The organism is Pseudoduganella aquatica (genome assembly GCF_020865585.1).
GTDB lineage: Bacteria > Pseudomonadota > Gammaproteobacteria > Burkholderiales > Burkholderiaceae_D > Rugamonas > Rugamonas aquatica_A.
This window is the reverse complement of the sequence record NZ_CP086370.1, coordinates 918019-942032: the sequence shown is the minus strand read 5'-3', so window position 1 is coordinate 942032 and position 24014 is coordinate 918019. Positions and strand designations below refer to the sequence as shown.

The following is a 24014-nucleotide window of genomic DNA, read 5'->3' as shown; positions in this document are numbered from 1 at the left end:
TTGGATTATTGCAATGCGGGAATTATTTCCCTGCGTAATATTCGGGCAGCACCAGGGTCACTTCCAGGCCGCCGTTGGCGTGGTTGGCCAGCGCGATGCTGGCGCCGTGCTGTTCTGCGATGTTGCGCGCGATGGTCAGGCCGAGGCCGGTGCCGCCGGATTCGCGCGAGCGGGAAGTTTCGATGCGGTAGAAGGGTTCAAACACCTGGGCCAGCTGGTCCGGGGCGATGCCGGGGCCGGCGTCGTGGATGCGGATGCGCGCCGCGCCCACCATGCGCTCCACCGTCACGCTGGCGCTGTGGCCGTATTTGACGGCGTTGTCGAGCAGGTTCACCAGGCAGCGGCGGATCGCCAGCGGGCGGCCCATCAGGGCCATGGCGGCGCGGCCTTTCAGGGTCACGTCCTGGCCGGCGTCGGCGGCGTCGGCGCACACGCTGTCGAGCAGGGAGTCGAGGTCCAGCGCCTGCATGTTCTCGGTGCTGTCCATGCTGCGCGCCAGGTCCAGGCCCTCTTTCACCATCTGCTGCGTGGCCGACAGGTCGCCCAGCAGCTTTTGCTGCAGGTCGCTGTCGGTGACTTTTTCCAGCCGCAGGCGCATGCGCGTGAGCGGGGTCTGCAGGTCATGGGTGATGGCGGCCAGCATTTGCGTGCGCTGGAAAATGTGCTGGCGGATGCGCGCCTGCATGGCGTTGAAGGCGGCGCTGGCCTGGCGGATTTCGCTGGCGCCGCTCAGGGCCAGCGGCGGATGGTTGATGTCGTTGCCCAGGTCTTTCGCGGCCTGCGCCAGCTTCTGCAGCGGGCGCACGGCCATGCGGGTGACCAGGTAGGCCAGGCCGACTATGCTGAACAGGAAAGGCAGAATGCTGAACAGCTCGTTCTGGCCGGTGGGCGGCGGCGAACGCGGCGGCAGCACGGTCAGGCGCAGCACCTGGCCGTCGTGCAGGCCCACGTGCACCACGCCGCAGATGCCGCGCCACTGGACCGGGCCGAAGATGGAGTTGATCTCGCGCGGCGCGTCGCAGGCGGCCGGGCGGCCCGGCTGCGGCGCCAGCACGTAGTCCTTGCCCAGGCGGGCGGACAGCTGGCGGGAAAACGGCGTCGGCTGGGCCGCCGTGTCGATGGCGGCGTCGCTCGCCTCCAGCCGCAGGCCGCCCTGGCTGACGATTTTCAGGTAGGCGGCGCGCGCGTCCGGCGCCACCACGCTGATGGTGGAAATGATTTCATCGGAGCGGTCCAGCACATAGGAGTCGCGGTAGCGCTCCAGCGTGCGCTGGCGTTCGGTGACGGCCAGGTAATGCGTCAGCGCGGCCGAGCCCACGATGCCCAGCAGCAGCACCAGAAAAACACGGCCCGTCATCGAACTGAGGAAATCTTTCACGCCAGCGGCTCCACGCTGACGGCGCCGGCCAGCACATAGCCGCCGTTGCGCACGGTCTTGATGATTTGCGGCACGCGCGCGTCCTCGCCCAGCTTCTGGCGCAGGCGGCTGATCTGGATGTCGATCGAGCGGTCGAAGGGGTCGGCGTCGCGGCCCTGGGTCAGGTTCAGCAGCTGGTCGCGGTTGAGCACGCGGTTGGGGTGTTCCAGGAACACTTTCAGCAGGCGGAATTCGGCGCCCGAGAGCATAATGACCAGGCCGTCCGGATTGACCAGATGGCGCGCGGTCAGGTCCAGCGTCCAGTTGGAAAAGCGCATCTGCTGCACCTTGTCGGAGCCGGCATTGGACGGCATGGCGTGGCTGCGGCGCAGCACGCTGCGGATGCGGGCCAGCAGTTCGCGCGGCTCGAACGGTTTCGGCAGGTAGTCGTCGGCGCCCATTTCCAGGCCCAGGATGCGGTCCAGCGGCTCGTTGCGCGCGGTCAGCATGATGACCGGCAGCGAGGAGGTGGCGCGCAGCTTGCGGCACAGGCTCAGGCCGTCGTCGCCGGGCAGGTTCAGGTCCAGCACGATCAGGTCAGGACGGGCTTCGTCGAGCTGTTTCCACATGGCGGTGCCGTCCGCCGCGCACTGGGCGCGATAGCCGTTGGATTCCAGATAATCGGCCAGCAGGGAGCGGATATCGCGGTCGTCGTCGACGATCAGGATGGTAGAAGTTTGTTCCATGCTCCAATTATCCTTAGTTCGGCGGGGGAAGGCCAACAAGCGTTTGTATCGGCTTGTATATCCTGCGCCACAGCAAGTAGCGGCGGCGGAGAAACAGTTTGATACAAAAGCGGCCGGCGGGGCAATGCAGGGGCAACACCACCCTGCCAAGATGTGTTCCATGTGCAGTGCACATAAGCAGAAGCCACTGAACCCAACGCAAAGGATGGACCATGAACACGATACGCAAATCCCTCATCATCGGCATGACCGTATTCGGTCTGGGCGTGGCCGGCAGCGCCGCCTACGCCGCCGACGCCCCGGCTCCGGGCCGCCACGGCCAGGCTCTGACGCAGGAGCAGATCGCCGCCAAAATGGCCGAGCGCCAGGCCAAATTCAAGGAAATGGTCGCCAAGCGCCAGGCCGCGCTGCACGACAAGCTGAAGCTGACGGCGGCGCAGGAACCGGCCTGGGCGGCCTTCACCGCCGCCACCGCGCCCAAGCTGCCGGCAGCCCGTCCGGACCGCGCCGCGCTGGCCCAGCTGAGCACGCCGGAACTGATGGAAAAACGCCAGGAAATGCACAAGCAGATGCTGGCCCAGCAGGAAGTCCGCCTGGCCGCGCTGAAGACCTTCTACGCGCAGCTGACGCCTGAGCAGCAAAAGACCTTCGACGAGGCAGCCAGGCACCGCCACGGCCGTTTCGGCGGCCACCGCGGCGGCCAGGGTGGCGGGATGATGATGCGCCACGGCTAAGCCGGCAAGGCGGGTTACGCGCCCACGCGCTAACCCGCCCTACGCTCGACTCAGCACCTGCGAAAATATCGTAGGGCGGGTTAGCAGCGGCGCTGCGTAACCCGCCAAGCGCCGTCCGGAACTACTGCAGCTTATCCAGCGACTTCAGGAAGGTTTCCGCATTCTGGAACCCCACCACGCGGGAATCCGGAATCTCCTGCCCTTGCGCATTGAACAGAATAATGCCCGGCGGACCAAACAGCTTGAAACGCTTCAGCAAAGCCTTGTCATCTTCATCATTGGCGGTCACATCCACCTGCAGCAGCACGGTGTTGGCCAGCCTGGCCTTGACCGCCGGCTCGATGAAGGTCAGCTTCTCCATTTCCTTGCAGGACACGCACCAGTCGGCATAAAAGTCGAGGATGGCGGTCTTGCCGCCCGTTTGCGCCAGCGCGGCATCCAGCTGGGCCACGGTTTTCACGCGCGTGAAGTGCACCGCCTGCGCGCCGCCGGTCAGGTGCGCCAGCGGCGCCAGCACATCCCTGCCCCCGGTAGCCAGGCCCACCAGCTGCACGCCGCCGAGAAGAATGAACACGGCCGCCACCGCCTTGGCCAGCCAACCGTAGCCCGCGCTGCCCCAGTTCATGCCCCGGCTGCGGCCGGTGCGGGACAGCAGATACACGCCGTAGCCTATGCCCAGCAGCGCGAAGCCCACCATGGCCAGCGCGGCCGGCAGCACCGGCGACACCAGCCACAAGGCCATGGCCAGCAGCAGCACGCCGAAGAATTGCTTCACATTGTCCATCCAGGCGCCCGCGCGCGGCAGCAAGGTGCCGGCCGACACGCCCACCAGCACCAGGGGCACGCTCATGCCCACCGCCATGGCGAACAGCGCGCCGCCGCCGACAACCACGTCGCGCGTCTGGCTGATGTAGACCAGGGCGCCGGCCAGCGGCGCGGCCACGCAGGGGCCGACGATGAGGGCGGAGATGGCGCCCATGGCGAACACGCCGGCCAGCTTGCCGGAGGACTGGCGGTTGGACACGGTGCTCAGGCGGCTTTGCAGGCCGGCCGGCACTTGCAGTTCGTACACGCCGAACATGGACAGCGACAGGCCCACCATCAGCAGGCCGAAGGCGCCCAGCACCCACGGATTCTGCAGCGCGGCGGCCAGGCCTTCGCCGATCAGCCCGGCGGCCACGCCCAGCGCGGTGTAGACAATGGCCATGCCCAGCGCGTAGGTGAGCGACAGCAGCAGGCCGCGCGAGCGGCTGCTGTGCTGGCCTTCGCCGACAATAATCGAGGACAGGATGGGCACCATGGGCAGCACGCAGGGCGTGAACGCCAGGCCCAGGCCCAGCAGCGCGAACAGCGGCAGGATGACCAGCAGGCGGCCGCCCTTGAGCGCCGCTTCGATCTTGCCCAGCTCGCTGGCGGCGCCGGTGCCGGATGCGGCGCCCTGCGGCGATGCCGCAGCCACGTCAGCCGCCGGCGCCACGCTCCTGCCGCCGCTGCCGACCAGGCTGGCCTGCGCGTCCTGCGGCGAATAGCACAGGCCCTTGTCCGAGCAGCCCTGCGAGGTGGCGGTCAGGGTGAACGGGCCGGCCGTGTCCACCGGGATGGTGATGGTGATGTGCTTGCGGTAGGTTTCGACTTCCTTGTTGAAGGTATCGTCGAATTTGACCTTGCCCGGCGGGATGTCCGGCTTGCCCAGCGTGGCGCCCTGCGCCTTGAAGGCGAAGCGCTCGCGGTACATATAGTAGCCGTCCGCGATCTCGTAGGTGACGCTGGCGGTTTTCGCGTCCAGCATGCGGGCCGAGAATTTGAAGGCGACGGCGGGATCGAGGAAATCCTCTTCGGCGCGGGCCGGGACGGAGAACAGCAGCGTCAGCAATGTTAGGGAGAGCAGCAGGCGGACGAGGTGGTGGGCAAAGCGGAACATGACAGCCTTCTAAAACTAAAACTTTTCTATGGTACACCTGCTTGGCGGGTTACGCTCCGCTAACCCGCCCTACGCGCTTGCCACGCCTCGGGTCTGGACGATGCGTAGGGCGGGTTAGGGGCGCAGCCACGTAACCCGCCAAACCAGCGGCGCATAAAAAAAGCCAGGCAGAGCCTGGCTTTTTCTTACTCGGCGTGAATTACGCTTCGTCAGCAACTTCAACAGCTTCGGTGACTTCTGGACGGTCCAGCAGTTCAACGTAAGCCATAGGAGCGTTGTCGCCTACGCGGAAACCCATTTTCAGGATGCGCAGGTAGCCGCCATTGCGGTTGGCGTAGCGTGGGCCCAGTTCAGCGAACAGCTTCAGGACCATTTCGCGGTCGCGCAGGCGAGCGAAGGCCAGACGCTTGTTGGCCAGGGTGTCGGTCTTGCCCAGGGTCAGGATCGGCTCGATCACGCGGCGCAGTTCCTTAGCTTTAGGAACGGTGGTTTTGATGGCTTCATGACGCAGCAGGGAAACGGTCATGTTGCGCAGCATAGCCAGGCGGTGGGACGAGGTACGATTCAGTTTACGGAGGCCGTGACGGTGACGCATGGTACTTCCTTTCAATGATGTTTAATGCCAGGTTCTTCGATCGCCAGGGCTCTCACCAGGGCGCGGACCGGTTCATAAGGGTTAAACGCCTCTGGCACATGCCGGGGACGGGTGCTACAAGAATTACTTCTCCAGACCTGCAGGCGGCCAGTTCTCCAGCTTCATGCCCAGAGTCAGACCACGCGAAGCCAGCACTTCCTTGATTTCGTTCAAGGACTTGCGGCCCAGGTTCGGCGTCTTCAGCAGTTCGTTTTCCGAACGCTGGATCAGGTCGCCGATGTAGTAGATGTTTTCCGCTTTCAGGCAGTTGGCCGAACGCACGGTCAGCTCCAGGTCGTCCACTGGACGCAGCAGGATAGGATCGACCAGCGGAGCGCGCGATGGCGCTTCGGCGGCCGCTTCCGTGCCTTCCAGGGCGGCGAACACATTCAACTGGTCCACCAGGACGCGGGCCGACTGGCGGATCGCTTCTTCCGGCGTGATCACGCCGTTGGTTTCGATGTTGATGATCAGCTTGTCCAGGTCGGTACGCTGTTCCACACGGGCCGATTCCACGGCGTAAGACACGCGGCGCACTGGCGAGAACGACGCGTCCAGGATGATGCGGCCGATGGTCTTGTTGGTGTCTTCGGACAGGCGGCGGACGTTGCCCGGCACATAGCCGCGGCCTTTTTCCACTTTGATCTGCATGTCCAGCTTGCCGCCTGCGGTCAGGTGGGCAATCACGTGGTCCGGGTTGATCAGCTCGACGTCGTGCGGCAGGTCGATGTCCGATGCCAGGACGGCGCCTTCGCCTTCCTTCTTCAGGGTCAGGGTGACGGAGTCACGGTTGTGGACTTTGAAGACCACGCCCTTCAGGTTCAGCAGCAGGTCAACCACGTCTTCCTGGACGCCGTCCAGCGACGAGTACTCGTGCACCACGCCGGCGATCGTCACTTCGGTCGGCGCGTAGCCGATCATGGACGACAGCAGCACGCGGCGCAGCGCGTTGCCCAGGGTGTGGCCGTAGCCACGCTCGAACGGCTCCATCACGACTTTCGCGTGGCCGGCGCCCAGGGTTTCTACGTCGATAATACGTGGCTTCAACAAACTGTTTTGCATGAAATGTCCTTTTCAATACCCTCGGCTCATTACACCGATAAGGCTGATGGCATTAGTGAAAACGCCCGCTGTGCGTTTGCGGCAGCGGGCGGGGAACGACTGACTACGATTAACGCGAGTACAGTTCGACGATCAGCGATTCGTTGACGTCGTGGGCGATTTCGTTGCGCTCTGGCAGCGATTTCAGGGTGCCTTCCATTTTCTTGGAATCCACCGACACCCAAGCTGGCATGCCAACTTGTTCAGCCAGCGACAGCGCTTCAACGATACGCACTTGCTTTTTGGCTTTTTCGCGCACAGCGATCACGTCGCCGGTTTTCACGTTGTACGAAGCGATGTTCACGACATTGCCGTTCACGGTGAAGGCCTTGTGCGATACCAGCTGGCGCGCTTCGGCGCGGGTCGAGCCGAAGCCCATGCGGTATGCAACGTTGTCCAGGCGGGTTTCCAGCAGGGACAGCAGGGTTTCACCGGTGTTGCCTTTGCGGCGGTCGGCTTCAGCGAAGTAGCGGCGGAACTGGCGTTCCAGGATGCCGTACATGCGTTTTACTTTTTGCTTTTCGCGCAGCTGGTTGCCGAAGTCCGAGGTGCGGGCGCCCGATTTCACGCCGTGCTGGCCTGGCTTGACGTCCAGTTTGCATTTCGAATCCAGGGAGCGGCGTGCGCTCTTCAGGAACAGATCAGTGCCTTCACGGCGGGACAGCTTTGCTTTTGGTCCGATATAACGTGCCACGGTGCTTTCCTTTAAATAATGACGCCCCAGCCAGCCGCTGTGCGGATGGTTAGGCGCTAGTCCAGCTCACTTTCAGCTTGGACGGTGGCTCAAAACGAAAAACCCGCCGGAGTTGATCCGACAGGCGAGAACAGCCGGACAGTATAGCCGTTTCCGGCCCACTGTTCCAGCGGTTTTTTGCTTCCAAGAGGACGGCGCCGGCGGACTGGTCCGCCGGCAACGTCATTAGATACGACGACGCTTAGGAGGACGGCAGCCGTTGTGCGGTACTGGGGTAACGTCCTGGATCTCGGTGATCTTGATGCCCAGGTTGTTCAGTGCGCGCACTGCGGATTCGCGACCAGGACCTGGGCCCTTGATACGCACTTCCAGATTCTTGACGCCGCACTCAACAGCCACTTTACCAGCGGCTTCCGCAGCAACCTGCGCTGCGAACGGGGTCGATTTACGCGAACCCTTGAAGCCAGCGCCACCGGAGGTCGCCCACGACAGGGCATTGCCCTGACGGTCGGTGATGGTGATGATGGTGTTGTTGAAGGAAGCGTGAACGTGTGCGATACCTTCGGCAACGTTCTTCTTGACCTTCTTGCGTACGCGAGCTGCTGCTGCGCTGCTTTGTTGCTTAGCCATAATATTTTCCTAAGATTATTTCTTCAGCGATTGAGCGGCTTTGCGCGGGCCCTTGCGGGTACGTGCATTGGTGCGGGTACGCTGGCCGCGGACCGGCAGGCCCTTACGGTGACGCATGCCGCGGTAGCAGCCCAGATCCATCAGACGCTTGATGTTCATCGACAGTTCGCGGCGCAGATCGCCTTCCACTACGAACTTGCCGATTTCATCACGCAGCTTTTCCAGCTCGCTGTCGTCCAGATCTTTGATCTTCTTGTTGGTTGGAACACCCGTCGCCTGGCAGATGAACTGCGAGCGTGGGCGGCCGATACCGTAGATGGCGGTCAGGCCGATAACGGTATGTTGGTGGTTTGGGATGTTAACCCCTGCAATACGTGCCATTCGTTATTCCTCGATAAATAACGGTTATTAACCTTGACGCTGCTTGTGACGCGGTTCGACGCAGATTACGCGGACCACACCTTTGCGCTTGATGATCTTGCAGTTGCGGCAGATGCGCTTGACTGAAGCGTTAACTTTCATTTTTGCACTCTCTTCTAGTACGATTGTTTATTTACTTGGTCCGGAACACGATGCGGGCCCGGCTCAGATCGTAAGGTGTCAGTTCGACCGTCACCTTGTCGCCAGGAAGGATGCGGATATAGTTCATCCGCATTTTACCCGAAATATGCCCGAGCACCACGTGCCCGTTTTCCAGCTTCACTCGAAATGTTGCATTGGGGAGATTCTCCAGAATCTCGCCTTGCATCTGTATGACGTCGTCTTTTGCCATTTTTCGTTATGTTTGCCGCGCTTATCGCTGCGGAATCCCGCCCTTGAAGTTTGCTTTGCGCAGCAGCGATTCATATTGCTGCGACATCACATAGTTTTGCACCTGGGCCATGAAATCCATGGTCACAACCACAATAATCAACAGGGAGGTGCCGCCAAAGTAGAAGGGAACCTTCCACTGGGCATTCATAAACTCCGGCAACAAACACACCAGCGTGATGTAGACGGCGCCGGCCAGGGTCAATCGCGTCAGGATCTTGTCGATGTAGCGGGCAGTCTGCTCACCGGGACGTATCCCTGGCACAAAGGCCCCGCTCTTCTTCAAGTTGTCCGCTGTTTCCTTGCTGTTGAACACCAGCGCGGTATAGAAGAAACAGAAGAACACGATTGCAATGGCGTACAACAATGCATGGATAGGCTCGCCCGATGCCAGCGATGCCGCCAGGTCTTTCATGAAACTGACGACAGGACTGGACTTGTCGAGCCCCTTCGAGAACCAGTCCACGAGCGTAGCCGGGAACAAGATAATCGACGATGCGAAGATCGGCGGGATCACGCCTGCCATGTTCAGCTTCAGCGGCAGGTGGCTGGTTTGGCCACCGTAGATCTTGTTGCCGACTTGACGCTTGGCGTAGTTGACCAAAATCTTGCGCTGTCCACGCTCCACGAACACCACGGCGAAGGTAACCAGGGCTACCAGGGCCACGATGAGGATCGCCGAGAAGCTGCCGATCGAACCGGTCGACACCTGGGTGAACAAGCCACCCAGCGCGCCCGGCAGACCGGCGGCGATGCCGGCGAAGATGATGATGGAGATGCCGTTACCGAGACCGCGCTCGGTAATCTGCTCCCCCAGCCACATCAGGAACATGGTGCCGGTCAACAGCGTCACGATCGTCACGAAGCGGAAGCCCAGGCCAGGATCCAGCACCAGGCCAGGCTGCGATTCCAGGGCCACGGACACACCCAGCGCCTGGAACAGAGCCAGTGCCACCGTCGCATAACGGGTGTACTGGGTGATCTTGCGGCGGCCGGATTCGCCTTCCTTCTTCAGCGCTTCCATCTGCGGCGACACGATCGACAGCAACTGCATGATGATCGAGGCCGAGATGTAGGGCGTGATACCCAGCGCAAACACCGTGAAGCGAGACAGGGCGCCACCGGAGAACATGTTGAACATGCCCAGGATGCCGCCTTCCTGCGACTTGAACAGTGCCGCGAGCTGTGCCGGGTCTACACCCGGCACAGGAACGTGAGCGCCGATACGGTACACCACCAATGCGCCAAGCAAAAACCACAGGCGGCCCCAAGGGAAGCCAGCTGCAGCGCTCTTAGCAAGTTGCGGGTTGGTCGCCAATTTTCGCTCCGATCTAGCTGTTAGCTACTGACTCAGGCTACCGAGCCGCCAGCCGCTTCGATGGCCGCTTTCGCGCCCGCGGTGACTTTCAGGCCTTTGACCACGACGGCTTTGGTGATTTCGCCGGAGGCGATCACGCGCACGTCGCGGGCCAGCACGCCCAGCACGCCGGCTTGCTTCAGGACCAGAATGTCGACTTCGCCGGTCGGCAGGTTGTTCAGGTCGGACAGGCGCACTTCAGCTTTGAAGGTGGCGTTGAGCGACTTGAAACCGCGCTTAGGCAGACGGCGTTGCAGAGGCATTTGACCGCCTTCGAAGCCGACTTTGTGGAAGCCGCCCGAACGCGATTTTTGACCCTTGTGGCCACGGCCGGCGGTTTTACCCAGGCCGGAGCCGATACCGCGACCGACGCGACGCTTGTAGTGCTTCGCGCCTTCTGCAGGTTGAATGGTATTCAGTTCCATTGATTTCTCCAGATCATAAGCCAGGGCTTACGATACGACTTTCACGAGGTAGGCGACCTTGTTGATCATGCCGCGTACCGATGGGGTGTCCTGCAACTCGGCAACCGAGTTAACACGGCGCAGACCCAGGCCACGCACGGTGGCGCGGTGGTCTTGACGAGTGCCGATCAGGCCCTTCACCAGTTGTACTTTGATAGTGCTCATGTGGTTTCCCCTTAAGCCAGGATGTCTTCCACCGACTTGCCGCGTTTCGCAGCGATGTCAGCAGCAGTACTGATTTTCGACAGGCCGTCCAGGGTAGCGCGCACCAGGTTGTACGGGTTCGACGAGCCGGTGGATTTCGCCACCACGTCCGTCACGCCCATCACCTCGAAGATCGCGCGCATGGCGCCACCAGCGATCACGCCGGTACCCGGCTTGGCTGGCATCATCATCACTTTCGACGCGCCGTGGCGGCCGATGACGGTGTGATGCAGCGTGCCGTTTTTCAGCGGCACTTTGATCAGGTTGCGGCGGGCTTCTTCCATTGCCTTTTGCACACCCACTGGCACTTCTTTCGATTTGCCTTTACCCATGCCGATGCGGCCATCGCCGTCACCAACCACGGTCAGCGCCGCGAAGCCCATGATACGACCACCCTTGACCACTTTGGTCACGCGGTTGATCGCGATCATTTTTTCGCGCATGCCGTCGTCCGGCTTGTCGCTTTGCATTTTAGCTTGCATTTTTGCCATGATCGTACCCTTAGAACTTCAGACCGGCTTCGCGGGCAGCTTCTGCCAGCGCTTTGACACGGCCGTGGTAACGGAAACCGGAGCGGTCGAACGCAACTTCGGTGATTCCTGCTTTCAGTGCTTTTTCTGCTACGCGTTTGCCCACCAGTGCGGCGGCGGCGGCGTTGCCACCCTTGCCGGATTTGCCAGCCAGTTCAGCGCGCACTTCCGCTTCCGCGGTCGAGGCCGAAACCAGTACTTTGGCATCCGGGCTGGTCAAGTTTGCATAGATGTGCAGGTTGGTGCGGTGGACCGACAGGCGGTTCACTTTCAGCTGCGCAATCTTGATCCGGGTTTGACGTCCGCGACGCAGACGAGATTCTTTTTTATCCATCGTCAGCCCCTAATTACTTCTTCTTGGTTTCTTTGATCTTAACCACTTCGTCCGAATAACGGACGCCCTTGCCCTTGTAAGGCTCAGGTGGGCGGTAAGCGCGAACTTCGGCGGCGACCTGGCCGACCTTTTGACGATCGATACCCTTGATCAGGATCTCGGTCGGGGTCGGGGTTGCGCAGGTGACGCCTTCTGGCATCGCATGGGCGACCGGGTGCGAGAAGCCGAGCGACAGGTTCAGCTTGTCGCCAGCGGCTTGCGCCTTGTAACCCACGCCAACCAGGTTCAGTTTCTTTTCGAAACCCTTGGTGACGCCGGTGACCATATTGTTCACCAGGGCGCGCAGCGTGCCGGACATGGCATTGGCTTCGCGGCTGTCGTCGGCCACGTTGAAGGACAGGGTGCCGGCGTTGTTTTCGACTTTCACCTGGCCGGTCAGGGCCTGGGTCAGTACGCCCAGCGGGCCTTTTACGGTAATCGCTGCTGCGGAGATGGCGACTTCAGCGCCAGCTGGCACAGCGATAGGCATTTTAGCTACACGAGACATTATTGCTCCTTACGCGACGTAGCAGATGACTTCGCCGCCGACGCCGGTAGCGCGTGCTTTGCGGTCGGTCATGACGCCTTGCGGGGTCGACACGATGGCAACGCCCAGGCCGTTCATCACGGTTGGGATTTCATCCTTGCCCTTGTAGACGCGCAGACCCGGACGGGACACGCGCTCAAGGCGCTCGATAACAGGACGGCCTACATAATACTTCAAACCGATTTTGAGTTCCGACTTGCCGCCAGCTTCGGCGACAGCGTAGTCCTCAATGTAACCCTCGTCCTTCAGGACGTTGGCAATCGCTACTTTGACTTTCGACGATGGCATGGCCACGGTCGTTTTTTGAACGCCTTGGGCGTTGCGAATGCGGGTCAGCATATCGGCGATAGGATCGCTCATACTCATTGCTTGTTCTCCTATTACCAGCTGGCTTTAGTCATACCCGGAATCTCACCACGCATGGCGAATTCACGGAGCTTGATACGGCCCAGACCGAATTTACGGAAGGTGCCGCGTGGACGACCGGTGACGGCGCAACGGTTGCGCTGACGGGTCGGAGCGGAGTTACGTGGCAGCGCCTGCAGTTTCAGGCGGGCTTCGTAACGCTCTTCTTCCGTCTTCGACTGGTCGTCGATGATGGCCTTCAGCGAGGCGCGCTTGGCAGCGAATTTGTTTGCCAGGTCGACACGCTTCTGTTCACGGTTAATCAGTGCGAGTTTTGCCATGATCTATTAGTTCCTGAACGGGAATTTAAAGGCGGCGAGCAGAGCTTTCGCTTCGTCGTCGGTCTTCGCGGTGGTGGTGATCGAAATGTTCATACCACGCAGCGCATCGATCTTGTCGTACTCGATCTCTGGGAAGATGATCTGTTCTTTGACACCGATGTTGTAGTTGCCGCGGCCGTCGAACGAACGACCGGACACGCCACGGAAGTCACGCACGCGCGGCAGGGCCACGGTGATGAAACGATCCAGGAACTCGAACATACGGGCGCCGCGCAGGGTCACCATGGTACCGATCGGATAGCCTTCGCGGATTTTGAAACCGGCGATAGCTTTGCGCGACTTGGTGGTCACTGGCTTCTGGCCGGCGATCTTGGTCAGGTCGCCAACGGCGTGTTCCAGAACCTTCTTGTCGGCGATTGCTTCGCCCACACCCATGTTCAGGGTGATCTTGGTCAGGCGCGGCACTTCCATTACCGTTTTGTAACCGAATTTCTCGGTCAGCTCGGCAACGATTTTGTCTTTATAGACTGCTTGCAGACGGGCCATTTCTTATTACCCTTTCACTACTTCGCCGTTCGACTTGAAGACGCGGACTTTTTTGCCGTCCACATCTTTGAAGCCTACGCGATCTGCCTTACCGGTCGCAGCGTTGAACAGAGCAACGTTGGACACGTGAATAGGCATGGTCTTGTCAACGATGCCACCAGTTACGCCAGTCATCGGGTTCGGCTTGGTCGCTTTTTTAGCAACGTTGACGCCCTCAACCACGACATGCTCAGCGTCTACACGCTGTTGCACGGTGCCGCGCTTGCCCTTGTCTTTACCGGTCAAAACGATGACTTCGTCGTTTTTACGAATCTTATCCATTTACTGACTCCTTACAGGACTTCCGGTGCCAGGGACACGATCTTCATGAACTTCTCAGTGCGCAGTTCGCGCGTGACAGGTCCGAAGATGCGGGTACCGATCGGCTCCAGCTTGGCGTTCAGCAGCACGGCGGCGTTGCCGTCGAACTTCACCAGGGAGCCGTCTTGGCGGCGCACACCTTTAGCGGTACGCACAACCACAGCGTTGTAAATTTCACCTTTTTTGACACGGCCGCGTGGCTGGGCAACCTTGACGGTTACCTTGATCACGTCGCCAATGCCAGCATAACGGCGCTTGGAGCCGCCCAATACCTTGATGCACATGACTTCTTTGGCACCGGTATTGTCGGCCACTTCGAGCCGGCTTTCAGTTTGAATCATAGTATTCTCTTTCCCAACTTAAGCCGAAGAATCCACACAATGTGGACCTCTCGGTCAGTCTTGGTCCCGCCAATGGCTTTCACCATTGTTTGGGTGCTTGACCTTCATACAAGTACTGACCGCGGTCCATGTCTGCGGAGAGACACTTTGCGGCGTTACATGAACGAAGCCCGCAAGTATTACACGAAACCTGCGGGCTTGCAAGAACTAATTGAAAAGCGCCACCGGCTAGGCCGGCGACGCTTGGTCAATTAAACGATTTGTGCAGCTTGCACTACACGAGTCACCGTCCACGCCTTCGTTTTGGAGATCGGACGGCCTTCCTGGATCTCGACCGTATCACCGGCTTTGACTTGGTTGGTTTCGTCGTGTGCGTGGTATTTAGCCGAACGCACAATGATCTTGCCGTACAGAGGGTGCTTCACGTGACGTTCGATCAGAACGGTAACGGTCTTGTCCATCTTGTCGGACACCACTTTACCGATCAGCGTGCGCTTGAGCGACTGTTTCACTGGTTGGTTCATTTGGCTTCCTTCAGATTCATTACCGTTTTTACACGCGCGATGTCGCGGCGTACCTTCTTGAGCTGCGAAGTGTTGCTCAGTTGCTGCGTAGCGGTTTGCATACGCAGACCAAACTGGGCCTTCAGCAGATCGTTCAGCTCTTGTTGCAGAGCTGCCTGGTCTTTGCCGCGGAGTTCAGATGCTTTCATATTTCACTCCTATTATTGGCCAACCTGGCGCACCACGAAGGTGGTAGCCAGAGGCAGTTTGGCAGCAGCCAGGCGGAACGCTTCGCGTGCCAGTTCTTCACCGACGCCGTCCATTTCGTACAGGACTTTGCCCGGACGGATTTCAGCGACGTAGTATTCCGGGTTACCTTTACCGTTACCCATACGAACTTCGGCCGGCTTGTTCGAAATCGGCTTGTCCGGGAAAACGCGGATCCAGATACGGCCGCCACGTTTGATGTGACGGGTCATGGCGCGACGTGCTGCTTCGATCTGGCGCGCGGTGATACGACCGCGGGCCACTGCTTTCAGACCGAACTCGCCGAACGACACCGAAGTGCCGGCGGTGTGCGAAATGCCGGTGTTGCGGCCTTTCTGCTCTTTACGATACTTCCTGCGTGCTGGTTGCAGCATGGTTATTCTCCTGCTTTCTCAGCTGGTGCAGCGGCGGCCGGTTTAGCGGAACGCACGCGGGCAGCACCTGCCGGGGATGGTTTAGCACCGGCCGGACCTGGACGTGGGCGGCCGGAAGGCTTGCCATCGTCACGGCGTGGACCGCGGCTTTTCTTCTCGTCAGCCGGGGTCTCGATGACTGGCGCTTCGCCGGTAGGCGAGCGGTCACCCTTGTAGACCCACACCTTGACGCCGATGATGCCGTAGGTGGTCGATGCTTCGCTGGTGCCGTAGTCGATGTCGGCGCGCAGGGTATGCAGAGGCACGCGGCCTTCGCGGTACCATTCTTTACGCGCGATCTCGATGCCGTTCAGACGGCCCGACGACATGATCTTGATGCCCAGGGCACCCAGACGCATGGCGTTTTGCATCGCGCGCTTCATGGCGCGGCGGAACATGATACGCTTTTCCAGCTGCTGCGAGATCGAATCGGCGATCAGCTGCGAGTCGATTTCCGGCTTGCGGATTTCTTCGATGTTCACGTGCACCGGCACGCCCATGATCTTGGTCAGCGCCGACTTCAGTACTTCGATGTCTTCGCCTTTTTTACCAATGACCACGCCTGGACGCGAGCTGTAGATCGTGAAGCGCGCGTTCTTGGCTGGGCGCTCGATGACGATGCGGCCAACGGAGGCGTTCTTCAGTTTCTTTTTCAGGAAAGCGCGAGCTTTCAGGTCTTCGTTCAGCATGGCAGCGAAATTGCCGTTGCCTGCGTACCAGCGCGAAGCCCAGTTACGGGTGACCGCCAGACGGAAACCGGTTGGATGAATTTTCTGACCCATCGTGGCTCCTTAGTTACCGACAGTCACGTACACGTGACAGGATTGTTTCGAAATGCGGTCGCCACGGCCCTTTGCACGCGCGGTGAAGCGCTTCAGGATCGGGCCCTTTTCGACGTAGATCGTTTTCACGAACAGTTCGTCGATATCGGCACCATCGTTGTGCTCGGCGTTCGCGATTGCGGACTCCAGCACTTTCTTGATGATGGCCGCGCCTTTTTTCGGGCTGAACTGCAGAATGTTCAGCGCAGCGTCAACCTTCTTGCCGCGGATCAGATCAGCCACCAGGCGGCCTTTTTGATCCGACAGGCGCACGCCTTTGAGGATAGCTTTGGTTTCCATTATTTCTTAGCCTTTTTGTCAGCAGCGTGGCCCTTGAACGTGCGGGTCAGCGCGAATTCGCCGAGCTTGTGACCAACCATGTTCTCGGAAACATACACTGGCACGTGCAGCTTGCCGTTGTGCACAGCGATCGTCAGACCGATGAAGTCAGGCATGATCGTCGAGCGGCGCGACCAGGTTTTGATTGGCTTTTTGTCTTTGGTCGCTTGCGCGGCTTCGACTTTTTTCACCAGGTGGGCGTCACAGAACGGCCCTTTTTTCAATGAACGAGTCATGGTTTATCCTTATTTCTTGCCGCGGCGCGAGACGATCATCGAAGAAGTACGCTTGTTGCTGCGCGTCTTCTTGCCCTTGGTCTGCTGGCCCCATGGGGACACTGGATGACGACCTGCTGCCGTTTTACCTTCACCACCACCGTGCGGGTGATCGACCGGGTTCATGACCACACCGCGAACGGTAGGACGAACACCGCGCCAGCGCATCGCGCCAGCCTTGCCGATCTTGCGCAGGCTGTGTTCGGCATTGCCGACTTCGCCCACGGTCGCGCGGCACTCGATGTGCACGCGGCGCACTTCGCCCGAGCGCAGGCGCACTTGAGCGTAGGTGCCTTCGCGGGCCATCAGCACAACGCCGGCGCCGGCGGTACGGGCCATCTGGGCACCCTTACCTGGCAGCATTTCGACGCAGTGCATCACGGTACCGACCGGGATGTTGCGGATAGGCAGGCAGTTGCCCGACTTGATAGGCGCTTCCGAACCGTTCATCACGCTGTCGCCAACGGACATGCCCTTGGTCGCGATGATGTACTGGCGCTCGCCGTCGGCGTAGCACAGCAGGGCGATATTCGCGGTGCGGTTTGGATCGTATTCGATACGTTCCACTTTCGCAGGAATGCCATCCTTCTGACGCTTGAAGTCGATCAGGCGATAGTGCTGCTTATGACCACCGCCGATGTGGCGGGTGGTGATGTGGCCGTTGTTGTTGCGGCCGGCAGTTTTGGATTTCTTTTCAACCAGGGCAGCGAACGGACGACCTTTGTACAGGTCCGGGTTCACCACCTTCACCATGCCGCGACGGCCTGGGGAGGTTGGCTTCATCTTTACGAGTGCCATTATTTAGCCTCCTCGGAGAAATTGATTTCCTGGCCAGGCTTCAGGCACACGAAAGCACGCTTGGTATGGTTGCGGCGGCCGGTGAAACGACCCGAACGCTTGACTTTACCTTCGCGATTGACGGTTTGCACCGACAGGACTTCAACCTTGAACAGCAGTTCAACGGCTGCCTTGATCTCAGGCTTGGTCGCATCCGGCAGTACGCGGAATACGATTTGCTCGTTCTTTTCCGCGACCATGGTGGCCTTCTCGGAAATGACCGGAGCCTGCAGCACCTTCATCAGGCGCTCTTCGCTGTGTTTGATGACTGCGCTCATGCCAGCATCTCCTCAATCTTGGCCAGTGCCGCTTTGGTGACCAGGATCTTCTTGTAGAAGACCAGCGACATTGGATCTGCGTGGCGTGGCTCAACTACCAGCACGTTAGGCAGGTTACGGGAAGCCAGTTCCAGGTTTTCTTCGATGTTGTCAGCGATGATCAGCACCGATTCCAGACCCATGGCGTTCAGCTTTTGCGACAGCAGCTTGGTTTTTGGAGCTTCGATAGCGAAGTCTTCAACAACAACCAGGCGCTCTTCGCGAGCCAGTTGGGACAGGATCGAGCAGATACCAGCGCGGTACATCTTCTTGTTCACTTTGTGGGTGAAGTTCTCGTCAGGCGAGTTCGGGAAGATGCGACCACCGCCGCGCCACAGTGGCGACGACGACATACCGGCACGAGCGCGGCCGGTACCTTTTTGGCGCCATGGCTTCTTGGTCGTGTGGTGGACTTCTTCACGGTCTTTCTGCTTACGGTTGCCGCTGCGCGCATTGGCTTGGTAGGCGACCACGATCTGGTGGATCAGGGCTTCGTTGTAATCACGGCCGAAGACGGTGTCAGCGGCGGCAACGTTGGAAGATGCTTGACCTTGAGCATTCAGGAGCTTGAGTTCCATCGATTAAGCCCCTTTCTTTGCTTTGACTTTGACAGCAGGCGAGACGACCACTTGGCCGTTTTTCGCGCCTGGTACCGCGCCTTTGACCAGCAGCAGCTGACGGTCGGCGTCGATACGAGCGATTTCCAGATTCTGGGTGGTAACAGTAACGTCACCCATGTGGCCGGTCATGCGCTTGCCTGGGAATACACGGCCCGGATCCTGCGCCATACCGATCGAACCTGGTACGTTGTGCGAACGCGAGTTACCGTGGGTCTGACGACCGGAGGCAAAGTTGTGACGCTTGATGGTACCGGCGTAGCCCTTACCGATGCTCGTGCCCTGAACGTCGATCTTCTGACCAACTTCGAACAGCGAAGCGGCGATAACTTCACCAGCTTTCAATTCTGCAGCTTTAGCAGCGTCGACGCGGAACTCTTTCAGCAGAGTACCGGCTTCAACACCAGCTTTAGCGTAGTGACCGGCTGCGGCTTTGGTCACGCGGGAAGCGCGACGTTGACCGAAGACGACCTGAACAGCGGAGTAACCATCCGTTTCAGGGGTTTTGATTTGCGCAACGCGGTTGTTCGACACGTCCAGCACGGTGACTGGGATCGAGTCCCCATCATCCGTGAAGATGCGCATCATGCCAACCTTGCGACCGAGGAGGCCTAGGCTCATTTTTTCTCCATTCCCACCTACGATTGGGCGGGGCTTTGTTTAACTACAAAAATTAGTACGGCCCGTAAAAAGATGGATTCCATACCGAAGCCGGCTAGTGTAGCGCGAAAAGACTCTTGACGCAACAACTTAGTACGGGGTATGTGAACTATTTGCGGACATGAAAAAAGGCCAGGCATTGCTGCCTGGCCTTGTGCCGCTTCACGCAGTCAGATTACTTGAAGGCGTACTTCGCGGTCGCGCGGAAGGTGCGGCCCATGCCGTTGTGCAGCTGGGTGTTGAAGCCTTCGGTTGGATAGCGCGGATCGTATGGCGCCGCCTTGTCCAGAATATTCTTGATATTCAGGGCCAGGGTCAGGTTCTTGACGCCGGTGTACGCGTAGTTCAGGCCGAAGGTGGTCCAGCTTGCCACTTCGCAGTTCGAGCTGGTGTACTTAGGCAGGCCGCCCAGCTGGTAGGCGCTGGAAGGCTGGCCGGTACCATAGTGGCAGTACGGCGTTGGGTACACCACGGCGTTGTCGTAGCGGCGCAGCAGGGACACGTGGTCGACGAAGTCCGCCGACAGCGTGGTGCTGTGCACGCCGTAGGTCCAGTTGGTCGACAGCGACGCGCGGTTGCGCGGATTGTCGCCAGCCGACAGCGACCAGTCGGACAGGCCGCCGTTCGAACCGGCGGTGTTGTGGATCGCATCGCCAGGCTGCATGGCGCGCTTGTAGGTGCCCAGGTAGCTCCAGTTCACCGTGCTGCTCAGGCGGCCGTAGTCGCCCAGCGAGTTACGCAGGGTCACTTCCAGGTCCACGCCGGCAACCTGGGTCGAACCCTGGTTGATGTAGGAGCGGTTGACCTGCAGCAGCGGACCCGAGTTCGGCACCACTACGCCGTTTACCACCAGCAAGTTGGCCGGATTGGTGTCGCGCAGCACTTCCGCGCCTGGGTACTGGTTCGGGTGGTCGATCACGGTCTGTCCACCCAGCAGCGCGGTTTCGTCACGCAGCTTGATGTTGTAGTAATCGATCAGGATGTCCAGGTTCTTGGTCGGCTGCAGGATCAGGCCCAGCGATGCGGACTTGGATTTCTCCGGCTTCAGCTCAGGATTGGCCTTGGACAGGCTGGAAACGCTCTTCGAGCAGTCGGTACGGTCGGCGGTGCCGATCGGATTGACGCCATCCGGGCAGCGGATCGAGTCGGTCACGGTCTGGAACGACTGCACGCCGCCTGGCGAAACCTGGGTCAGGGCCGGGGCGCGGAAGCCGCGGGCATAGGTCGCGCGCACTGCCACTTGCTCGGTCACGGTCCACTTGCTGCCTGCTTTAGGCACGAAGCTCGATTCGGTCGGATATTTATCGTAGCGGCCGGCGAAGTCCATCTCGAAGTTCTTGAAGAACGGCGTACGCAGCTCGATGAAGGCCGACTTCACATTGCGCTGGCCGTCCGCAACGGAGTTGGCCAGGCCGATGATTTCGCCCGCGCGGGTGGCCGCGTCCGGGGTCAGGCCGATTTTCTCCTGGCGCGCCTCGGCGCCGAAGGCCAGGCCGATGTCGCCGCCGGACAGCTTGCCCAGCGTGGTCGATGCTTTGGCATCGATCTGCATCACTTGCGAGAAGCCTTTGTTTTCCAGGTCGCGGGTCGAGTTCGGATCAGCAATGGTCGACGCGATGGTACGGTTTTCCGTCATGATGCGCTCGACCACCGGGCGGTACAGCATGCCCAGGTAGTGCTCGGTACGCTCGGTGCGGTTCCACAGCACGCCGGTTTCCCAGTCAAACGCGCCGGTGGTGCCTTTCAGGCCGGCCAGCACGCGGTAGGATTCGTTCAGGTTGTCGCTGCCGCCGGTGTGGCCCATGAAGCGGAAGCCCACCGCAGTGCGCGAGGTCGGGAACGGATTGTCCGGATGGCCCACTGGCAGGATCAGCTGGAATTGCGACGACGGCTTGCCGTCGGCGGCGAACACGGTGCTCGACGAGGTGCTCGAGATCGTGCGTGGCGCGCCCAGATAAGTGCGCTCGGTGCGCGCATACGACACTTCCGAGAACGCGGTCATCGCTTCATTGACCTTGAAGGTGCCGCGCGCCAGGATGTTGGCGTCCTTGCCGGCGCTCTGCACTTCGCTGTAGTCGTTCAGGTTGAAGTTACAGAAAGTACGGTCGATCAGCACGCTGGTCGCGGACAGATTGTGGGCGGCGATATTGCCCACCAGGCGCTGCGACGGATCGCAATTGGTGCGGTTGATCACGTCGGCGCGCAGCGCGTAGGTGGTGGCGAAGTTCTTGCCGCCCGGAGTGCGTTCGCGGTAGAAGAACGGCTGGTCCGTCAGGCTGCTCGAGTACGGGTTCAGGCGGGCGTTGATGTAGCTGTAGGCGGCCTGGTCGACGTCGGTCGCGTTCGCGATGGTGGTGCTGTCGCGCTTGGAAACGTCGAACGAGATAAAGCCGTTGAAGCGGTCCTTGTCCAGGTCGCCGAAACCGATCACGCCGCTGACATTCTTGCGGGCGAATTCGCCGTCATCGTTGGCGGTAATGCTGGCCGCCATGTCGAAGCCGGTGTAGTCGGTCTTGGTGATGAAGTTGATCACGCCGGCGATAGCGTCGGAGCCGTACACCGCCGAAGCGCCATCCTTGAAGATCTCGACGCGCTCGATGGCGGAGATAGGAATGGAGTTCAGGTCGTACACGGCCGATTTGCCCTGGTTCGGGTCGGCATACGCGGACGAGGCGATACGGCGGCCGTTCAGCAGCACCAGGGTCGAAGACGAACCCAGGCCGCGCAGGGAGGCGGTTGCCGCGCCGCGCGAGAAGCCGCCGTCGACGATGTCGACCGACGCGCCGGAGCCGAAGGCCGGGATCGAGTGCAGCAGTTCGGCCACGGTGTTGGCGCCGCTGGCTGCGATCTGCTTGGCGCTCACGGTCTGGACTGGCGACGAGCCTTCCTTGTCCGAACGCTTGATGTTGGAACCGGTAACGAAGACCTTGGTAACCGGCGCTTCTGCTGCTTGTTGTGCGATTGCAAACTGGGTGGTACCCAGTGCTACGGCAACGGCGAGGACGCCCCGTTTGAGGACTAGTTTATTGTTCAAAAGTTTCTCCGCTGTAAGGGTTGCAAGGGACTATACCGGTGCATGCGCGCCGGCTGCCATCTGTGCCGACGGCTTGTTTCAGAAGAGGCTGTGCTATTCCGAAGAAAGAATCTGAACATCTGAGTTAATGAAAGTCAATGAATGGGCAATATATTTGCAACGGCCTTTTTTCACAAAAAACAACATTACAGCACCACTTGCAATATAAGAATATGAGATTCAAACGAAATACTGAATTTAATTTCGAAAACATCGAAATTGTAAAAATATTCCCAATTGCAGCTTAAAGTTCTCAGAAACATATGCGTTTTGCGCGCATTGCAATGATGCTGGATTACAACAGCTTTTTAGTTACAAATATGCAAAAAAACAACACCGTGATGGTAGCTGAAATCACTGAACGGCAACGCAGCCAGCGGCGCCGCTTCAGAACAAAAAAGACGCCCTCCCAATTGCTAACACGGAGTCTTATATCGCTTTTTGACGATCAGTCAAAATCTGAGCCGCGTCCGCGCCGCCCAGCTGGTACCAATCGACTTTGCGGGTGGCAACCATGATGGCGGCCAGCACGGCGAACAGCAGGATGGCGCCCATCACCAGGGCGTTGTTTTCCGAGCTGAGCAAGCCGTACAGCACGCCGTACAAGGCCGTCAGCGCCGCGCCGAAGGCCAGGCCGCGGCGGCGGTCGCGCAGCACGTGGGCCAGGTAGTAGCCGGTCAGCAATATGCAGGCGGCGCTGGCCAGCAGGTAGGCGCCCAGGAAGGCGATGTGCTCGGACAGGCTGACCAGCAGCAGGAAGAACAGCACCAGCGCCAGCCCCACCAGCGCGTACTGCACCGGGTGGATGGGCAGGCGCTTGAGCACCTCGAACAGGAAGAAGGCGGCGAAGGTCAGCGCCACGAACAGCAGGCCATACTTGGTGGCGCGGTCGGCCATGGAATAGATGTTGACCGGCTCGATAAAGCCGACCGCGAAGCTGTCCGGCACGGCGTTGCGCGCGGCGGTGTCGCCAGACCCGGCGGCCAGCTCGCGCTGGCGCAGCTGCTGCTGCGCCTCGGTCGACAGCGCCGAGATGCGCCACAGCGCCTCGAAGCCCTGCTCGCCCACTTTGCGCTGCTCGGGCAGGAAACGCCCGCTGAACTGCGGATGGGGCCAGGACGAGGCCATCGCAAAGCGGTTGTTGCGCGCCAGCGGCACGAACTGCTGGCGGTCCATGCCGGACAGGCTCAGGCCAAAGCTGAACTGCACCGGGCCGGCGGTGGCGTCGGCCATGGCCAGCGGCACGTGCAGGCCCTGGCGGGCGGCGGCCAGGCCCGAACCCTGCTCGAACTCGAAGCTGCGCGCGCCCCAGCGCAGCTTGGGAATGTCGCGCACGCCGCGCACGTCGGAAATGCCCAGCGCCACGAAGGGCGGCTCCGGCGCGATATCGGAGCGTTCCACGGTGCGCGGCAGCGCGGACACCGGCGGCACCGTGAACGCACCCGCCACCGCGTGTTCGCCCTGGAACATCAGCACCTGGTGGATGCCCCGGTAGCGGCGCTCGGTGCCGAAGGTCGATTTCACCTCCAGCTGGTCCGGGAAGACCAGGTGGCGCAGCTGCTTGCGGTAGCGCTTGGCTTCCTTGCGTTTCTCGTCGCCCGCCACCGGCTCCATCACCTCATAAGTTTCGCTGTAGGGCATGACCAGCACCGGCCCGTACACTGTCTGCTCGCCCACCGAATCCTCGGCGATGCTGCGCGCCGCGTCCTGGCGGTAGGCGCTGCGCTCGCGGATGGTGGACTCTATCATCAGCAGCGGAATGCCGATCAGCAGCATCACCGCGATCACGGCCAGTATTTTGAACAACAGTTTCTTTTGCATGGCGCTTCCTTCTGGTTGGAGTGGCGCCAGTCTAGA

General features: G+C 60.4%; 34 protein-coding genes. 1 reads left to right on the top strand and 33 read right to left on the bottom strand.

Going from position 1 to position 24014, the window contains the following annotated elements; all coding sequences use genetic code 11:
* Positions 1 to 22: 22 nt before the first annotated feature.
* Together KT882_RS04170 and KT882_RS04165 are read right to left on the bottom strand one after the other, a co-directional pair.
* Entirely contained in the window at positions 23 to 1378 is a 1356-nt protein-coding gene (locus KT882_RS04170; protein WP_228894526.1) for an ATP-binding protein, read from the bottom strand.
* The gene (locus KT882_RS04165) at positions 1375 to 2103 is read right to left on the bottom strand and encodes a response regulator (protein ID WP_161071420.1); all 729 of its coding nucleotides are present in this window, start codon (positions 2101 to 2103) and stop codon (positions 1375 to 1377) included. Before KT882_RS04165 ends, KT882_RS04170 begins: the two co-directional genes overlap by 4 nt.
* A 212-nt stretch (positions 2104 to 2315) precedes the next feature.
* Here KT882_RS04165 and KT882_RS04160 point away from each other — a divergent pair, with 212 nt between their 5' ends.
* Positions 2316 to 2837, top strand: a complete 522-nt coding sequence (locus KT882_RS04160; protein WP_161071421.1) for a Spy/CpxP family protein refolding chaperone — start codon at positions 2316 to 2318, stop codon at positions 2835 to 2837.
* A 121-nt stretch (positions 2838 to 2958) separates the two neighbouring features.
* On the opposite strand, the gene dsbD is transcribed toward KT882_RS04160, so the two are convergent.
* The 31 genes from dsbD to creD all read right to left on the bottom strand — a co-directional run bounded on the left by dsbD (position 2959) and on the right by creD (position 23978).
* The gene (gene dsbD, locus KT882_RS04155) at positions 2959 to 4758 is read right to left on the bottom strand and encodes a protein-disulfide reductase DsbD (RefSeq protein ID WP_228894525.1); all 1800 of its coding nucleotides are present in this window, start codon (positions 4756 to 4758) and stop codon (positions 2959 to 2961) included.
* A gap of 199 nt (positions 4759 to 4957) precedes the next feature.
* Complete coding sequence (gene rplQ, locus KT882_RS04150; RefSeq protein ID WP_161071423.1) at positions 4958 to 5353, bottom strand: 50S ribosomal protein L17; 396 nt, start codon at positions 5351 to 5353, stop codon at positions 4958 to 4960.
* A gap of 123 nt (positions 5354 to 5476) precedes the next feature.
* Entirely contained in the window at positions 5477 to 6454 is a 978-nt protein-coding gene (locus KT882_RS04145; protein ID WP_145878057.1) for a DNA-directed RNA polymerase subunit alpha, read from the bottom strand.
* Between the two features lie 109 nt (positions 6455 to 6563).
* Positions 6564 to 7187: a 30S ribosomal protein S4 gene (gene rpsD, locus KT882_RS04140; RefSeq protein WP_161071424.1), complete on the bottom strand. Its 624-nt coding sequence runs from the start codon at positions 7185 to 7187 to the stop codon at positions 6564 to 6566.
* A gap of 225 nt (positions 7188 to 7412) precedes the next feature.
* Positions 7413 to 7817 (bottom strand): 30S ribosomal protein S11, encoded by a 405-nt coding sequence (gene rpsK / locus KT882_RS04135; RefSeq protein WP_008444339.1) that lies wholly within the window; start codon positions 7815 to 7817, stop codon positions 7413 to 7415.
* Positions 7818 to 7832: 15 nt separating this feature from the next.
* The gene (gene rpsM, locus KT882_RS04130; protein WP_028833790.1) at positions 7833 to 8198 is read right to left on the bottom strand and encodes a 30S ribosomal protein S13; all 366 of its coding nucleotides are present in this window, start codon (positions 8196 to 8198) and stop codon (positions 7833 to 7835) included.
* 27 nt (positions 8199 to 8225) lie between these two features.
* Positions 8226 to 8339, bottom strand: coding sequence for a 50S ribosomal protein L36 (gene rpmJ, locus KT882_RS04125; protein ID WP_005663407.1), 114 nt, complete (start codon positions 8337 to 8339; stop codon positions 8226 to 8228).
* 31 nt (positions 8340 to 8370) lie between these two features.
* Positions 8371 to 8589: a translation initiation factor IF-1 gene (infA, locus tag KT882_RS04120; RefSeq protein ID WP_005663428.1), complete on the bottom strand. Its 219-nt coding sequence runs from the start codon at positions 8587 to 8589 to the stop codon at positions 8371 to 8373.
* 21 nt (positions 8590 to 8610) lie between these two features.
* Positions 8611 to 9945, bottom strand: a complete 1335-nt coding sequence (gene secY, locus KT882_RS04115) for a preprotein translocase subunit SecY (protein WP_161071425.1) — start codon at positions 9943 to 9945, stop codon at positions 8611 to 8613.
* Between the two features lie 32 nt (positions 9946 to 9977).
* Positions 9978 to 10409, bottom strand: coding sequence for a 50S ribosomal protein L15 (gene rplO / locus KT882_RS04110; RefSeq protein WP_161071426.1), 432 nt, complete (start codon positions 10407 to 10409; stop codon positions 9978 to 9980).
* Between the two features lie 27 nt (positions 10410 to 10436).
* On the bottom strand, positions 10437 to 10613 hold the full coding sequence (gene rpmD / locus KT882_RS04105) for a 50S ribosomal protein L30 (RefSeq protein WP_161071427.1): 177 nt from the start codon (positions 10611 to 10613) through the stop codon (positions 10437 to 10439).
* Positions 10614 to 10624: 11 nt separating this feature from the next.
* The gene (gene rpsE / locus KT882_RS04100) at positions 10625 to 11143 is read right to left on the bottom strand and encodes a 30S ribosomal protein S5 (protein ID WP_049817602.1); all 519 of its coding nucleotides are present in this window, start codon (positions 11141 to 11143) and stop codon (positions 10625 to 10627) included.
* A 10-nt stretch (positions 11144 to 11153) separates the two neighbouring features.
* Complete coding sequence (rplR, locus tag KT882_RS04095) at positions 11154 to 11516, bottom strand: 50S ribosomal protein L18 (protein ID WP_028833785.1); 363 nt, start codon at positions 11514 to 11516, stop codon at positions 11154 to 11156.
* A gap of 13 nt (positions 11517 to 11529) precedes the next feature.
* Positions 11530 to 12063, bottom strand: coding sequence for a 50S ribosomal protein L6 (gene rplF, locus KT882_RS04090; RefSeq protein ID WP_161071428.1), 534 nt, complete (start codon positions 12061 to 12063; stop codon positions 11530 to 11532).
* Positions 12064 to 12072: 9 nt separating this feature from the next.
* A complete protein-coding gene (gene rpsH / locus KT882_RS04085; protein ID WP_161071429.1) occupies positions 12073 to 12468 on the bottom strand; it encodes a 30S ribosomal protein S8 in 396 nt (131 codons plus the stop codon).
* 14 nt (positions 12469 to 12482) lie between these two features.
* Positions 12483 to 12788 (bottom strand): 30S ribosomal protein S14, encoded by a 306-nt coding sequence (gene rpsN / locus KT882_RS04080; protein ID WP_056404282.1) that lies wholly within the window; start codon positions 12786 to 12788, stop codon positions 12483 to 12485.
* Positions 12789 to 12794: 6 nt separating this feature from the next.
* A complete protein-coding gene (gene rplE / locus KT882_RS04075) occupies positions 12795 to 13334 on the bottom strand; it encodes a 50S ribosomal protein L5 (protein ID WP_161071430.1) in 540 nt (179 codons plus the stop codon).
* A 6-nt stretch (positions 13335 to 13340) separates the two neighbouring features.
* The gene (rplX, locus tag KT882_RS04070) at positions 13341 to 13655 is read right to left on the bottom strand and encodes a 50S ribosomal protein L24 (protein ID WP_161071431.1); all 315 of its coding nucleotides are present in this window, start codon (positions 13653 to 13655) and stop codon (positions 13341 to 13343) included.
* 11 nt (positions 13656 to 13666) lie between these two features.
* Entirely contained in the window at positions 13667 to 14035 is a 369-nt protein-coding gene (gene rplN, locus KT882_RS04065; protein WP_050409761.1) for a 50S ribosomal protein L14, read from the bottom strand.
* A gap of 251 nt (positions 14036 to 14286) precedes the next feature.
* Positions 14287 to 14559: a 30S ribosomal protein S17 gene (gene rpsQ / locus KT882_RS04060; protein WP_056404288.1), complete on the bottom strand. Its 273-nt coding sequence runs from the start codon at positions 14557 to 14559 to the stop codon at positions 14287 to 14289.
* Positions 14556 to 14747, bottom strand: a complete 192-nt coding sequence (gene rpmC / locus KT882_RS04055) for a 50S ribosomal protein L29 (protein WP_161071432.1) — start codon at positions 14745 to 14747, stop codon at positions 14556 to 14558. Before rpmC ends, rpsQ begins: the two co-directional genes overlap by 4 nt.
* Positions 14748 to 14759: 12 nt before the next feature.
* Positions 14760 to 15179 (bottom strand): 50S ribosomal protein L16, encoded by a 420-nt coding sequence (rplP, locus tag KT882_RS04050; RefSeq protein WP_161071433.1) that lies wholly within the window; start codon positions 15177 to 15179, stop codon positions 14760 to 14762.
* A 2-nt stretch (positions 15180 to 15181) separates the two neighbouring features.
* Positions 15182 to 16000 carry a 30S ribosomal protein S3 gene (rpsC, locus tag KT882_RS04045; RefSeq protein WP_057158346.1) on the bottom strand — a complete coding sequence of 273 codons (819 nt, stop codon included), beginning with the start codon at positions 15998 to 16000 and terminating at the stop codon, positions 15182 to 15184.
* A 9-nt stretch (positions 16001 to 16009) separates the two neighbouring features.
* On the bottom strand, positions 16010 to 16342 hold the full coding sequence (gene rplV, locus KT882_RS04040; protein WP_177307311.1) for a 50S ribosomal protein L22: 333 nt from the start codon (positions 16340 to 16342) through the stop codon (positions 16010 to 16012).
* Positions 16339 to 16614, bottom strand: coding sequence for a 30S ribosomal protein S19 (gene rpsS, locus KT882_RS04035; RefSeq protein ID WP_050409767.1), 276 nt, complete (start codon positions 16612 to 16614; stop codon positions 16339 to 16341). The genes rplV and rpsS overlap by 4 nt, the downstream gene beginning before the upstream one ends.
* Before the next feature lie 9 nt (positions 16615 to 16623).
* On the bottom strand, positions 16624 to 17451 hold the full coding sequence (gene rplB / locus KT882_RS04030) for a 50S ribosomal protein L2 (RefSeq protein WP_056404299.1): 828 nt from the start codon (positions 17449 to 17451) through the stop codon (positions 16624 to 16626).
* A complete protein-coding gene (gene rplW, locus KT882_RS04025; RefSeq protein WP_161071434.1) occupies positions 17451 to 17768 on the bottom strand; it encodes a 50S ribosomal protein L23 in 318 nt (105 codons plus the stop codon). Before rplW ends, rplB begins: the two co-directional genes overlap by 1 nt.
* A complete protein-coding gene (rplD, locus tag KT882_RS04020; RefSeq protein WP_056404301.1) occupies positions 17765 to 18385 on the bottom strand; it encodes a 50S ribosomal protein L4 in 621 nt (206 codons plus the stop codon). Before rplD ends, rplW begins: the two co-directional genes overlap by 4 nt.
* Positions 18386 to 18388: 3 nt before the next feature.
* Positions 18389 to 19045: a 50S ribosomal protein L3 gene (gene rplC, locus KT882_RS04015; RefSeq protein WP_056404304.1), complete on the bottom strand. Its 657-nt coding sequence runs from the start codon at positions 19043 to 19045 to the stop codon at positions 18389 to 18391.
* 214 nt (positions 19046 to 19259) lie between these two features.
* Positions 19260 to 22118 (bottom strand): TonB-dependent receptor domain-containing protein, encoded by a 2859-nt coding sequence (locus KT882_RS04010; RefSeq protein ID WP_161071435.1) that lies wholly within the window; start codon positions 22116 to 22118, stop codon positions 19260 to 19262.
* Between the two features lie 468 nt (positions 22119 to 22586).
* On the bottom strand, positions 22587 to 23978 hold the full coding sequence (creD, locus tag KT882_RS04005; protein WP_228894524.1) for a cell envelope integrity protein CreD: 1392 nt from the start codon (positions 23976 to 23978) through the stop codon (positions 22587 to 22589).
* Positions 23979 to 24014: the final 36 nt, after the last annotated feature.